We start from the raw sequence: 12,484 nt of genomic DNA on the forward strand, positions 1-12,484 counted from the left end.
CGGGCCACCGTCGCACCCGGCATGCCCGCGCGTCTCAATCGCGCGAGACCGGCTGAGATGTCACTGAGACGAACGTCTCACGCCGCGCGCGTGCTGCGATGCAATGTGATCCGCGCAGGCGGATGTGCTACAAGAACATCGAATTCCCCGCCGTACGGAACCGGAGCCGACCATGCCCTATGCCGTCCCCCAGGCCCAGCACGCCGACCGTGTGCTCGGCGCGCTCGCCGGACGCCTGCCCGCGCCGGCCGATTCCGCGCGTCTCGTGTCGTCGTGGCAGCGCTCGCTCGAGCGCTACGCGCTCGACCCCGCGTCGTCGATCGGCCCGCGCGTGCTGACCGCGGCCGAGCTGCGCGAAGTGCGCGACAAGGAGGAAGCCTTCCTGCGCGCGTCGGGCCAGTGCCTGACGCGCCTGCACGACATGATTCGCGTCGCCGATTACTGCGTGATGCTGACCGACGCGCACGGCGTGACGATCGACTACCGGATCGACCGCGAACGCCGCAACGACTTCCGTCATGCGGGGCTGCACATCGGCTCGTGCTGGTCGGAAAGCGAGGAAGGCACCTGCGGGGTCGCGAGCGTGCTGACCGATCTCGCGCCGATCACCGTGCACAAGACCGACCACTTCCGCGCGGCGTTCACCACGCTCACCTGCAGCGCGGCCCCGATCTTCGCGCCGGGCGGCGAACTGATCGGCGTGCTCGACGCGTCGGCCGTCCAGTCGCCGGACGGCCGCGATAGCCAGCGGCTCGTATATCAGCTCGTGCGGCAGAGCGCGGCGCTGATCGAGGACGGCTATTTCGTGCACAGCACCGCGCAGCACTGGATATTGTTCGGGCATCCGAATCGTCATTACGTCGAGGCGCAGCCCGAATGGCTGATCGCGTTCGACGAGTGCGGCAACATCGTCGCCGCGAACCGGCAGGCGCGCGACGCGCTGCCGGCGCTGCGCGAACCGCGCCATATCGACGAGATCTTCGACGCAACCGAGATGCCGCTGCGCGACGCCGCGCGGCTCGACGCAATCGTCGCGCTGCGGCTGCGCGCGACCGGCGCCCCGCTCTATGCGCGGCTGCGCGCGCCGCTCCGGCGCACCGGCCGCGAAACCGGCACGGCGTCGCGCCGCCCCGGCACCGCGCAGCGCCACGTCGGCGCGCTGACGCCGTTCCTGCACAGCAGCGACGCGCGCGTCGCTCAACAGGCCGAACTCGCGCTGCGTGTCGCGAGCAAGCGGCTGCCGATTCTCGTGCTGGGCGAAACCGGTGCAGGAAAAGAAGTATTCGCCCGCGCGATCCACGATGCCGGTGCGCGACGCGCACGGCCGTTCGTCGCGGTCAACTGCGGCGCGCTGCCCGAGGCGCTGATCGAAAGCGAGCTGTTCGGCTATGCGGCCGGCGCGTTCACCGGTGCGCGCAAGCACGGCGCGCGCGGCAAGATCGCGCTCGCGGACGGCGGCACGCTATTCCTCGACGAAATCGGCGACATGCCGCTCACGCTGCAGACCCGCCTGTTGCGCGTGCTCGCCGACGGCGAGGTCGTGCCGCTCGGCAGCGATACGCCGGTGCGCGTCGATCTCGATGTGATCTGCGCGACGCACCGCGATCTCGCACGGATGGTGACCGACGGCACGTTCCGCGAGGATCTGTATTACCGGCTGAGCGGCGCGACGTTCGAACTGCCGCCGCTGCGCGAGCGCGCGGACGTGCGCGACGTGATCGCCGCGGTATTCGCCGAAGAAGCGCAGGCGACAGGCCACGTGCTCACGCTCGACGCGTCGCTCGCCGAGCAACTCGCCTCGTACCCGTGGCCGGGCAACGTGCGGCAACTGCGCAACGTGCTGCGCTATGCGTGCGCGGTATGCGACGCCGCACGCGTGACGCGGCGCGACCTGCCGGCCGATCTCGCCGCGCAGCTCGGCGCCGGTCCGGCCGGCGCGCTGCCGGACGACGAACGCGGCCGTATCGTCGCGGCGCTCACCGCGCATCGCTGGCGGCCCGACGCGGCCGCGCAGGCGCTCGGCATCTCGCGCGCGACGCTGTACCGGCGGATCGCGAAACACCGGATCGTCGCGCCGCACCGCCTCTGACGCACCGGCACGCGTCGCATCACGCGGCGTGCGCGACCGCTTCGGTCGTGCCGCCGTCCCGGCCAGCCGCTTCATCGCGCCGCGTGAACACCTCGTGCGCCGCGAACAACGCGTTGAGCGCAGCAGGAAACCCCGCGTAGACGGCCATCTGAATGAACACCTCGACGATCTCGTCGCGCGTGCAGCCGACGTTCAACGCGGCCTCGATATGCACCTTCAGCTGCGGCTGCGCGTTGCCGAGCGCGGCCAGCGCCGCGATCGTCGCGATTTCGCGCGACTTGAGGTCGAGCTGCGGCCGGCTGTAGACGTCGCCGAACGGAAATTCGATCACCATCCGGCCGAAATCCGGCGCGATCGACGCAAGCGAGGCGATCACGCGCTCGCCCGCTTCACCGTCGATTTCCTTCAACTTGTCCCAGCCCCGCGCATAGCGATCGTCAACGCGTTGTTCCATGGTGTCCGTCCTGTTCCAATAAAGAGTGAGAAGAGGTCGCCCGTCGTTCCGTCTCGCGTTCCTGCGTCTCGTAATACGCGATCTTGTCGCCGATCGCGTCGAGGCTCGCCTGCAGTTCCGCGATATGCGCGCACACCGCGTCGCGATGCTCGGTCAGCAACCGCCGCCGCGCACCGAACGTCGACTCGCCTTGCGCACGCAGCGCCGCGAACTGCTGCATCTGCGCGATCGGCATGCCGGTCGCCTTCAGGCGCATCACGAAGGCAAGCCAGTCAAGATCGGCCGGCGCATAGAGCCGGTGCCCGGCCGCCGTGCGCGAAATCGCGCGCAGCAGGCCGGCCTGCTCGTAATACCGCAGCGTATGCGTCGACACGCCGGTCAGTTCGGCGACTTGCCCGATCGTCAGCGGACCGGCGGCGGAAGGTGTGGATACGGTTTTCGACATGGCAGGATCAAGGTTAGGAGTTAGAGTTCACTCTAAGTCAAGCGTTATCGATCGGCCAAGTACAACGATCTGAAATCACCGCCGCGGACACCGTAAAGAATGGTCAAAACCACCGCACGGCGCGGCTTTCTGTCTTTACAGCGACGCAAGCCTTCAGCAAGATTCGGTCAGCCTGTCTCAAAAAGGGCACGCATTTGTCCTATGCTTAACGGCGACGCCCGGCGAAGTCTCGCCCCGCCGTCCGTTGCAACAGCCATTCATCCGTCAGAACCAGGGAGCCTTTGCCATGCTGAAAAAGCTGCTGATGCTGTTCGTCGCGCTATCGCTGTCGCTTGCCGCCGGTCTCGCCGCGGCCGTCGAAGTCAACTCGGCCGACCAGGCCGCGCTCGAATCGGTGAAGGGCCTCGGGCCCGTGAAGTCGAAGGCGATCATCGACGAGCGCACCAAGAACGGCCCGTTCAAGGACGCGGACGATCTCGCGAACCGCGTGAAGGGTCTCGGCACGAAGTCGGTCGGGCATCTCGAGGAAAACGGCCTGACGATCGGCGGCTCGTCGACGCCGCCGAAGGGCGTGAAGCTGTCGAAGCCGGCCGCGACGACGTCCGCAACCCCGTCGGCCACGACGTCGGCAGGCACGGCGCCGGCGCCGACGACCGCAGCGCCGGCGCCGACCCCGGCCGCCAGCGCGCCGGAAGCGGCGTCGAAGCCGGCCAAGAGCAAGCGTGCGTCGAAGAAGGAAAAGGCGGCCGCGGCCGCGGCGGCATCCGCCGATGCGGGAGCGAGCGCGAGCGCGCCGGCCGCAGCGTCGTCCACGAAGGCGACGAAGGGTTCGAAGAAGAAGAGCAAGAAGGACAAGGCAGCCTCCGCCGCCGCGGCGTCGGGCGCCTGATGTGCGCCGCGCGTGCGATCGCGTGCGCGCGGCATTCGATCAACGGGCGCCGTCGTTGCGGCGCCCTTTTCAGTGAAGGTGAAGAACCATGGGTCTCCTCGACATCGTTGGCGGTCTGATCGGCGGCCAGGCCGGCGGCAACTCGCAAAGCGCGCTCATCACGACCGCGCTCGAATTCATCAACAACCAGCCGGGCGGCCTGAACGGCCTGATCGAGAAGTTCAAGGCCGGCGGCGCCGGCGACATCATCGGCTCGTGGGTCGGCAACGGCGAAAACCAGCCGATCTCGGCCGACACGCTGCAGAACGTGCTCGGTTCCGACGTCGTCGGCTCGCTGGCGAGCAAGGTCGGCATCGATCCGTCCCAGGCATCGTCGATCCTCGCGCAGGTGCTGCCGCACGTCGTCAACGGCGCGACGCCGAACGGCGAAGTGCCGGCCGGCGGCCAGGTCGATACGTCGAACGTGCTCGGCACGCTCACGCAGCTCGCCGGCATGTTCGGCGGCAAGCAGGCCTGAGCCCGCACCGCGCCGGCTGACGGCCTCGACGGCGGTTTCGGCCGCACCATATGCAAACACCCCGCCTGAGCGGGGTGTTTGTTTTTGCACGCCCGGCGCGAACCGGGCGTGCGGCCGATCACCGGCGATCAGTGCACGACGCGGTCGAACACGAACTTGCCGTCGCTGACGTCGACCGGGATCACGTCCTTCGGACCGAAGCGGCCCGCGAGGATCAGCTTCGCGACCGGGTTCTCGATCTCCTGCTGGATCGCGCGCTTCAGCGGCCGCGCGCCGAACAGCGGATCGTAGCCGACCTTCCCGATCTGTTCGAGCGCCGCCGGCGACACGTCGAGCGCCATGTCGAGCTTCGCGAGCCGGTCGTGCAGGCGCGCGAGCTGGATCTTCGCGATCGATTCGATGTTGCTGCGATCGAGCGCGTGGAACACGACGACGTCGTCGATCCGGTTCAGGAACTCGGGGCGGAAGTGCTGCTTCACTTCGAGCCACACGGCGTCCTTGATCTCTTCCTGCGGTGCCCCCGTCATTGCCTGGATCACCTGCGAGCCAAGGTTCGACGTCATCACGATCACCGTGTTCTTGAAGTCGACCGTACGCCCCTGCCCGTCGGTCATGCGGCCGTCGTCGAGCACCTGCAGCAGCACGTTGAACACGTCCGGGTGCGCCTTCTCGATCTCGTCGAGCAGGATCACGCTGTACGGCTTGCGGCGCACGGCTTCCGTCAGGTAGCCGCCTTCCTCGTAGCCGACATAGCCCGGCGGCGCGCCGATCAGCCGCGCGACGCTGTGCTTCTCCATGAACTCGCTCATGTCGATGCGGATCAGGTGCTCTTCCGAATCGAACAGGAACGCCGCCAGCGCCTTGCACAGCTCGGTCTTGCCGACGCCCGTCGGGCCGAGGAACAGGAACGAGCCGTACGGGCGGTTCGGATCGGCGAGACCGGCGCGCGAACGACGGATCGCATCCGCGACCGCGCCGATCGCCTCGTGCTGGCCGACCACGCGTTCGTGCAGCTTTTCCTCGATGTGCAGCAGCTTCTCGCGTTCGCCCTGCATCATCCGCGACACCGGAATCCCGGTTGCGCGCGACACGACTTCCGCGATTTCTTCCGCGCCGACCTGCGTGCGCAGCAGACGCGGACGCGTCGGGTTGTGCTGCTCCTGCTCTTCGGCCTGCGTGACCTGCTTCAGTTGCGACTCGAGTTGCGGCAGCTTGCCGTACTGCAGCTCGGCGACCTTCTCCAGCTTGCCTTCACGCTGCAGACGCGCGATGTCGGCCCGCACCTTCTCGATCTCTTCCTTGAGCTGCGCGCTGCCCTGCACCGCGGCCTTCTCGGCGGTCCAGATCTCTTCCAGGTCCGCATATTCGCGGCCGAGGCGATCGATCTCTTCCTCGATCAGTTGCAGGCGCTTCTGCGACGCCTCGTCCTGCTCCTTCTTCACGGCCTCACGTTCGATCTTCAACTGGATCAGACGGCGATCGAGCTTGTCCATCTCTTCGGGCTTCGAATCGATTTCCATCTTGATCTTCGACGCAGCCTCGTCGATCAGGTCGATCGCCTTGTCCGGCAGGAAACGATCGGTGATGTAACGGTGCGACAGCTCGGCCGCGGCGACGATCGCCGGGTCGGTGATGTCGACGCCGTGGTGCAGTTCGTACTTCTCCTGCAGCCCGCGCAGGATCGCGATCGTCGCCTCGACGCTCGGCTCGTCGACGAGCACCTTCTGGAAGCGGCGCTCAAGCGCGGCGTCCTTCTCGATGTACTTGCGGTATTCGTCGAGCGTGGTCGCGCCGATGCAGTGCAGCTCGCCGCGCGACAACGCCGGCTTCAGCATGTTGCCTGCGTCCATCGCGCCTTCGGCCTTGCCGGCACCGACCATCGTATGGATCTCGTCGATGAACACGATCGTCTGGCCTTCGTCCTTGGCGATGTCGTTGAGCACGGCCTTCAGGCGCTCCTCGAACTCGCCGCGATACTTCGCGCCGGCGAGCAGCGCGGCCATGTCGAGCGACAGCACGCGCTTGCCCTTCAGCGTCTCGGGCACTTCGCCGTTGACGATACGCTGCGCGAGCCCTTCGACGATCGCGGTCTTGCCGACGCCCGGCTCGCCGATCAGCACCGGGTTGTTCTTGGTCCGGCGCTGCAGGATCTGGATAGAACGGCGGATTTCGTCGTCACGGCCGATCACCGGATCGAGCTTGCCGGCGCGGGCGCGCTCGGTCAGGTCGACCGTGTATTTCTTCAGCGCCTCGCGCTGGCTTTCCGCGTCCTGGCTGTGCACCTGCGAGCCGCCGCGCACCGCGGCGATCGCGGCTTCGAGCGCCTTGCGCGTGAGGCCATGCTGACGGGCGAGCTTGCCGGCGTCGCCCTTGTCGTCGGACACGGCGAGCAGGAACATCTCGCTCGCGATGAACGTGTCGTTGAGTTTCTGCGCTTCCTTGTCGGCCTGGTTCAGCAGCCCGGCCAGCTCGCGGCCGATCTGGATGTCGCCGCCCGTGCCCGTGACTTGCGGCAGGCGCGAAATGGCTTCGTTCAGCGCGCCTTGCAGCGCCTGCACGTGAACGCCCGCGCGCGACATCAGCGAGCGGGCGGAGCCGTCCTGCTGCGCGACCAGCGCCGCCAGCACGTGAACGGGTTCGATGTATTGATTGTCGCGGCCTGCCGCGAGGCTTTGGGCGTCCGCGAGTGCTTCCTGGAACTTGGTGGTGAGCTTGTCGATTCTCATTTGGCGAGACCTCCAATTTTCGATTAACACCAAGATGTGGATGGTTATACGGGTTTCAAGCGAAATTCGAGTTGATTCAGCGCAAAAATCGCCGGCTGGCGATGCGGCGGCCTGCGGGCCGGCCGCCGCCCGGATGGCGGCGATGGTGCCGGCGCGTCAGCCGACCTTCGACGGCGACGCGGCGGATGCCGGCGCGTCATCCCCGGACGGCTCGGCACGCACCAGCGCGACCGGACGAATGCCCAGCAGCGCCATGAGCGGCGACGCGGGCACGGTCAGTTCGCCGAGCGTGTGACGGTCGAGTTCGGCGAAGAATGCGTCGCGCGCGGCCGCCAGCACGCCCTTCAGGCGGCACTGCGGCTCGATCACGCAACCGCGCGACTCGTCGCCGTCGGGCGCAAAGCAGCCGACCAGCGCGAAATCGTTCTCGGTCGCGCGCACCACCTGGCCGACCGTCAGCTTCAGCGAATCGGGAAACAGCCGCAGCCCGCCGTTGCGGCCGCGGACGGTATCGACCCAGCCGAGCTCGCCGAGCTGCTGCACGACCTTCATCAGATGGTTCTTCGAGATGCCGTAGGCGTCCGAGATCTCCTGGATCGTCGCGAGCCCCTCGCCGCGCACGGCCAGGTACAGCATGACGCGCAGCGAATAGTCGGTGTAGTCGGTGAGTCTCATGAGCGAATACGAAAAATGATCGATCGCGCCCCAATCAAGCGGGCCGGATCAATCGGAACGCGCACCGGGACGGTTCTCGAGGCCGCTTGACGGCGCCGGGTTGCCGGGACGGCCGGCGCGCAATAAGATGCATGGCACCTACGCATTTTTCAGGCATCGGTGGACGCTATTTTGCGTGAAAATTCTGTCGGCGTCCTGCGCGTTGCCCACGCTGCCGTTCCGCCGACACGACGCTGACGCCCTGATTTCCCGGCCCTTTTTGCCATGACCGCTCTGCCCGCCTCGCCCGAAACCGCCCCGGCCCGCCCTCGCGACGCCGAACCGACCGAAGACAACATCCGCGACCTCGTGTACGCGTTCTACGAGCGCGTGCGCGCCGATCCGCTGCTCGGCCCCGTGTTCGACGCGAAGCTGGACGGCCGCTGGGACGATCATCTGCCGAAGATGGTGAGCTTCTGGTCGAGCCTTGTGCTCGGCACCAAGGGCTATCGCGGCAACGTGCAGCAGGCGCACCAGCCACTCGACGGGATCGAGCCCGCGCATTTCAGCCGCTGGCTGTCGCTGTTCCTGAAGACCGTCGAGGGACGCTACACGCCGCCCGCGGCCATCCGCTTCATGGAGCCCGCGCTGCGCATCGCGCAGAGCCTGCAGTTGAGCCGCTTCGGCTGGGATTATCAGATTCCGCCCGAGCAGCAGGCGCTGCTCGACGCGATCGCGCCACGCCGTCGCGGCACGGGCAACGATCCGCATGCGCTGCCGTCACGCGTCCGCGGCGAGCCGTTTCCGACGAAGATCATCGGGCGCGGAACCGATCCGGACGCTTGACACGACGATTCGCAGCGCCGGAGCGCTCGAGTGCCTGCGGCACGTCGCCGCACGACACGAACGCCGCGCTCAACGCGGCGTGTTGCCCGATTCGACGCCCCAGCGCGCGAGCGCCGCATCGTCGGTGCTGCGGGCGTCGACCCAGCGCTCGCCGTCCGGCGTCGTTTCCTTTTTCCAGAACGGCGCCTCGGTCTTCAGGTAGTCCATCACGAACTCGCACGACGCGAACGCGTCGCCGCGATGCGATGCGACCGTCGCGACCATCACGATCTGGTCGAGCGGCAGCAGCCGGCCGACGCGATGCACGATCGCGACGTCGATCCCGGGCCATCGCCGGGCGGCCTCGGCGGCGATCTTCTCGAGCGCCTTCTCGGTCATCCCCGGATAGTGCTCGAGTTCCATCGCGGCGACCGAATCGCCTTCGTTCAGGTCGCGCACGGTGCCGACGAAGCAGGCGACCGCGCCGATCTTCGGGTTGCGCGCGCGCAGCGCCGCCACCTCGGCGTTCAGGTCGAAATCGTTAGTCTGTACTCGTACCGTAGCCATCGTCTGCCTCTGTCGACCAGAGTTAGCGCTTCAGCGCTTTACTCTGGTCCCATGCAAAGCTCAACCGCCCGTCACGGGCGGAAAAAACGCGACCTCGCAACCGTCGGTGAGCCGCGTATCGGGGTCGGTCATCTCGTGATTGCATGCCATGCGCAACGCGCGCCCTTCGGCGAGCGTCTCGGCCCACGCGCCGCCGCGCAGGCGCAGCCACGCGCGCACGTCGCCGACGGTCGTCACGCCGTCCGGCACGTCAGCCTGTTCGTCGGACACGCCCAGCGCCTCGCGCACGCTTGCAAAGAATTTCAGTTGAATCTTCATGGGTCAGGAAGCCGTCGCGTTACGACAGCAGTTCGGAAAACGGAATGAAACGCACGGTCTCGCCCGCGCTGATCGCGTGCTGCGGCGGATTGTCGATCAGGCCGTCGCCCCAGACCGTCGACGTCAGCACCGCCGAGCTCTGGTTCGGGAACAGGTCGAGGCCGCCGGCCGCGTTGACGCGCGCGCGCAGGAATTCGTTGCGCCGGTCGCCCTTGCTTTGCGAGAAGTCCGCGCGCAGCGACAGCGCACGCGGCGCGACGTCGCGCACACCGGACAGACGCAGCAGGAACGGCCGCACGAACAGCAGGAACGTGACGAAGCTCGACACGGGATTGCCCGGCAGCCCGATGAAATGCGCGTCGGGACGCGCGTCGCCGCGGCGCACCGCGCCGAACGCGAGCGGCTTGCCAGGCTTCATCGCGATCTGCCACAGCGCGAGCCGCCCCTCGGCCTCGACGGCAGGCTTCACGTGATCCTCGTCGCCGACCGATACGCCGCCGCTCGTCAGGATCACGTCGTGATCGCGCGCGGCCTCGCGCAGCGTGTCGCGGGTCGCGGCGAGCGAGTCGGGCACGATCCCGAAGTCGGTCACGTGGCAGCCGAGCCGCTCAAGCAGCCCGCGCAGCGTGAAGCGGTTCGAATTGTAGATCGCGCCGGGTTTCAGCGGCTCGCCCGGCATCGTCAGTTCGTCGCCGGTGAAGAACACCGCGACGCGAATCCGCCGCGCGACCGACAGCTGCGCACAGCCGACCGACGCGGCCAGCCCGAGCGCCTGCGGGGTAAGCCGCGTCCCGGCCGGCAGGATCACCGAGCCCTGGCGGATGTCCGCGCCCTGCGCGGTGATCCACTCACCGGCCTTCGGCGTGTGGAGAATTTCGACCGCATCGCCGTCGGCCGACGTCTGCTCCTGCATCACGACGGCATCGGCGCCGGGCGGCACCGTCGCGCCGGTGAAGATCCGCGCGGCCGTGCCCGCCGCGAGCGGCGCGGCCGGGTGGCCGGCCGGGATCCGCTGCGACACCGGCAGGCGCCGCTCGCCGTGCAGCAGGTCAGCGACGCGCACCGCATAGCCGTCCATCGCGCTCGTATGCATCGGCGGCACGTCGAGCGGCGAGCTCACGTCGGCCGCCAGCACACGGCCGAGACCGTCGAGCGTGGCGACGGTTTCGGCGCCGGGCAGCGGCTTCGCGGCTTCGAGCAGCGCAGCGAGCGCTTCGGCGGTCGACAGCATCGGCGCGCGCGGCGCCGCGGGATTCGGGTTCGACATCGATGGAATCGGGGATCGTTGGAATCAATACGTCATTGTAGCGACGCCATCGCGCCCACGTGCGATATGCCGGACATGCGGCAACTGTGATCGGCGCGAACGCGCTGCCCCGGCACTCGTTTCGCGCGCCATCCGGCAACGCGCCCGCGCGCGGCCGCCACCAAGCGAAACGGCCGGAACCCCGATCCGTGCGACGAATCGGTATTCCGGCCGTCCTGAGCCGCGGGGCTTGCGACCCCGCGGCCCGGCGCTGCCCCGGCTGCTACGTTATGCGCCCGTATGCGCGGCGATGAAGTCCTTCACCTGCTGCGCATCGGCCTTTACGACCTCGAAACGCTGCGGCAGCGCCTCGAGCCCGTCGAATGCGGCCGGCCGCTCGGCTTCGCGATCGAGCGCCTCGCGGATCGTCTCGCCGAACTTGATCGGCTGGGCCGTCTCGAGCACGATCATCGGCACGCCCGCGTCGAGGTGCTCGCGCGCGACCTTCACGCCGTCGGCCGTGTGCGTATCGATCATCGTGTCGTAGCGCGAGAACACGTCGCGGATCGTCGCGATGCGGTCCGCGTGGCTGCTGCGACCCGACACGAAGCCGAACTCGGCGACGCGCGCGAAGTCGCCGCTCGCCGCGAGATCGAAACCGCCCTTCTCCTCGACGTCGCGGAACAGCTGCATCACGCGTGCCGGATCGCGGCCAAGCAGGTCGAACACGAAGCGCTCGAAGTTCGACGCCTTCGAGATGTCCATGCTCGGGCTGCTCGTGTGATACGTGTTTTCCGCGCTGCGCACGCGATATGCGCCGGTGCGGAAGAACTCGTCGAGCACGTCGTTCTCGTTGGTCGCGACCACGAGCTTCGCGATCGGCAGGCCCATCATCCGCGCGATGTGACCCGCGCAGACGTTGCCGAAGTTGCCCGACGGCACCGTGAACGACACGCGCTCGTCGTTGGACGTCGTCGCCGCGAAATAGCCCTTGAAGTAGTACACGACCTGCGCGACGACGCGCGCCCAGTTGATCGAGTTGACGGTGCCGATCTTCTGCTGCGCCTTGAACGCGTGATCGTTCGACACGGCCTTCACGATGTCCTGGCAGTCGTCGAACACGCCTTCGACCGCGAGGTTGAAGATGTTCGGATCCTGCAGGCTGAACATCTGGGCGGTCTGGAACGCGCTCATCTTCTTGTGCGGCGACAGCATGAACACGCGCACGCCGGCCTTGCCGCGCATCGCGTATTCGGCCGCACTGCCCGTGTCGCCCGACGTCGCGCCGAGGATGTTCAGCGCTTCGCCGTGCTTCGCGAGCGTGTACTCGAACAGGTTGCCGAGCAGCTGCATCGCCATGTCCTTGAACGCGAGCGTCGGGCCGTTCGACAGTTCGAGCAGCGAGACCGGCGCGCCGTTCTCGGTTCCGAGCGTCTTCAGCGGCGTGATGTCGGACGCGTTCTCGCTGTGGCGCGTGTTGCTGTACACGGCGGCCGTATACGTGCGGCGCGTGATCGCGCGCAGGTCGTCGGCCGGCACGTCGTCGCAGAACTTCGACAGGATCTCGAACGCGAGATCCGCGTACGGCAGCGTGCGCCAGCGGGCCAGTTCGTCGGCCGACACCTTCGGGTACTCGGCCGGCAGGTACAGCCCGCCGTCCTTCGCGAGACCGCCGAGCAGGATGTCGGAGAACGTGTGGCGCTCGCCGATGCCGGCGCCGCGCGTGGAGATGTAGTTCATGTCGTTCCTGGTCC

The 12,484-nt window shown here is 67.8% G+C and carries 12 protein-coding genes; 4 read left to right on the forward strand and 8 right to left on the reverse strand.

The genetic code is table 11. From position 1 onward, the window contains the following. Positions 1–172: 172 nt before the first annotated feature. Entirely contained in the window at positions 173–2,089 is a 1,917-nt protein-coding gene (locus WS45_RS04755) for a sigma-54-dependent Fis family transcriptional regulator (protein ID WP_059698508.1), read from the forward strand. Positions 2,090–2,108: 19 nt separating this feature from the next. Here the strand turns inward: WS45_RS04755 and WS45_RS04760 are convergent, their stop codons facing one another. Further along, positions 2,109–2,543 carry a carboxymuconolactone decarboxylase family protein gene (locus WS45_RS04760; protein WP_059698510.1) on the reverse strand — a complete coding sequence of 145 codons (435 nt, stop codon included), beginning with the start codon at positions 2,541–2,543 and terminating at the stop codon, positions 2,109–2,111. Then, positions 2,527–2,988 (reverse strand): MerR family transcriptional regulator, encoded by a 462-nt coding sequence (locus WS45_RS04765; protein ID WP_059698512.1) that lies wholly within the window; start codon positions 2,986–2,988, stop codon positions 2,527–2,529. Before WS45_RS04765 ends, WS45_RS04760 begins: the two co-directional genes overlap by 17 nt. 286 nt (positions 2,989–3,274) lie before the next feature. Between WS45_RS04765 and WS45_RS04770 the strand changes: the two genes are divergently transcribed. Together WS45_RS04770 and WS45_RS04775 are read left to right on the forward strand one after the other, a co-directional pair. Beyond that, positions 3,275–3,877, forward strand: coding sequence for a ComEA family DNA-binding protein (locus tag WS45_RS04770; RefSeq protein WP_059698514.1), 603 nt, complete (start codon positions 3,275–3,277; stop codon positions 3,875–3,877). A gap of 88 nt (positions 3,878–3,965) precedes the next feature. Further along, positions 3,966–4,394, forward strand: coding sequence for a YidB family protein (locus tag WS45_RS04775; RefSeq protein ID WP_059529856.1), 429 nt, complete (start codon positions 3,966–3,968; stop codon positions 4,392–4,394). A gap of 128 nt (positions 4,395–4,522) precedes the next feature. On the opposite strand, the gene clpB is transcribed toward WS45_RS04775, so the two are convergent. Continuing rightward, entirely contained in the window at positions 4,523–7,120 is a 2,598-nt protein-coding gene (gene clpB / locus WS45_RS04780) for an ATP-dependent chaperone ClpB (protein ID WP_059529853.1), read from the reverse strand. 156 nt (positions 7,121–7,276) lie between these two features. Next, complete coding sequence (locus WS45_RS04785) at positions 7,277–7,795, reverse strand: Rrf2 family transcriptional regulator (protein ID WP_059693272.1); 519 nt, start codon at positions 7,793–7,795, stop codon at positions 7,277–7,279. Positions 7,796–8,059: 264 nt separating this feature from the next. Here WS45_RS04785 and WS45_RS04790 point away from each other — a divergent pair, with 264 nt between their 5' ends. Then, positions 8,060–8,620, forward strand: coding sequence for a group III truncated hemoglobin (locus WS45_RS04790; protein WP_059698516.1), 561 nt, complete (start codon positions 8,060–8,062; stop codon positions 8,618–8,620). Between the two features lie 69 nt (positions 8,621–8,689). Here the strand turns inward: WS45_RS04790 and WS45_RS04795 are convergent, their stop codons facing one another. The 4 genes from WS45_RS04795 to thrC all read right to left on the reverse strand — a co-directional run bounded on the left by WS45_RS04795 (position 8,690) and on the right by thrC (position 12,470). Next, entirely contained in the window at positions 8,690–9,166 is a 477-nt protein-coding gene (locus WS45_RS04795; RefSeq protein ID WP_059693276.1) for a molybdenum cofactor biosynthesis protein MoaE, read from the reverse strand. Between the two features lie 60 nt (positions 9,167–9,226). Further along, complete coding sequence (moaD, locus tag WS45_RS04800; RefSeq protein ID WP_006758354.1) at positions 9,227–9,484, reverse strand: molybdopterin converting factor subunit 1; 258 nt, start codon at positions 9,482–9,484, stop codon at positions 9,227–9,229. A gap of 19 nt (positions 9,485–9,503) precedes the next feature. Then, on the reverse strand, positions 9,504–10,751 hold the full coding sequence (locus tag WS45_RS04805; RefSeq protein ID WP_059529840.1) for a molybdopterin molybdotransferase MoeA: 1,248 nt from the start codon (positions 10,749–10,751) through the stop codon (positions 9,504–9,506). Positions 10,752–11,018: 267 nt separating this feature from the next. Beyond that, complete coding sequence (thrC, locus tag WS45_RS04810) at positions 11,019–12,470, reverse strand: threonine synthase (protein WP_059698518.1); 1,452 nt, start codon at positions 12,468–12,470, stop codon at positions 11,019–11,021. Between the last annotated feature and the right edge of the window lie 14 nt (positions 12,471–12,484).

Origin of the sequence: Burkholderia sp. RF2-non_BP3, from assembly GCF_001522185.1 — a bacterium.
GTDB classification, from domain to species: Bacteria; Pseudomonadota; Gammaproteobacteria; order Burkholderiales; family Burkholderiaceae; genus Burkholderia; species Burkholderia diffusa.

Excerpts from the sequence above, each read along its gene's own strand:
- WS45_RS04805 (WP_059529840.1), bottom strand. The coding sequence starts at position 10,751 with ATGTCGAACCCGAATCCCGCGGCGCCGCGCGCGCCGATGCTGTCGACC.
- WS45_RS04770 (WP_059698514.1), top strand. The coding sequence starts at position 3,275 with ATGCTGAAAAAGCTGCTGATGCTGTTCGTCGCGCTATCGCTGTCGCTT.
- WS45_RS04775 (WP_059529856.1), top strand. The coding sequence starts at position 3,966 with ATGGGTCTCCTCGACATCGTTGGCGGTCTGATCGGCGGCCAGGCCGGC.
- WS45_RS04790 (WP_059698516.1), top strand. The coding sequence starts at position 8,060 with ATGACCGCTCTGCCCGCCTCGCCCGAAACCGCCCCGGCCCGCCCTCGC.
- thrC (WP_059698518.1), bottom strand. The coding sequence starts at position 12,470 with ATGAACTACATCTCCACGCGCGGCGCCGGCATCGGCGAGCGCCACACG.
- WS45_RS04795 (WP_059693276.1), bottom strand. The coding sequence starts at position 9,166 with ATGGCTACGGTACGAGTACAGACTAACGATTTCGACCTGAACGCCGAG.
- clpB (WP_059529853.1), bottom strand. The coding sequence starts at position 7,120 with ATGAGAATCGACAAGCTCACCACCAAGTTCCAGGAAGCACTCGCGGAC.
- WS45_RS04760 (WP_059698510.1), bottom strand. The coding sequence starts at position 2,543 with ATGGAACAACGCGTTGACGATCGCTATGCGCGGGGCTGGGACAAGTTG.
- moaD (WP_006758354.1), bottom strand. The coding sequence starts at position 9,484 with ATGAAGATTCAACTGAAATTCTTTGCAAGCGTGCGCGAGGCGCTGGGC.
- WS45_RS04755 (WP_059698508.1), top strand. The coding sequence starts at position 173 with ATGCCCTATGCCGTCCCCCAGGCCCAGCACGCCGACCGTGTGCTCGGC.
- WS45_RS04785 (WP_059693272.1), bottom strand. The coding sequence starts at position 7,795 with ATGAGACTCACCGACTACACCGACTATTCGCTGCGCGTCATGCTGTAC.
- WS45_RS04765 (WP_059698512.1), bottom strand. The coding sequence starts at position 2,988 with ATGTCGAAAACCGTATCCACACCTTCCGCCGCCGGTCCGCTGACGATC.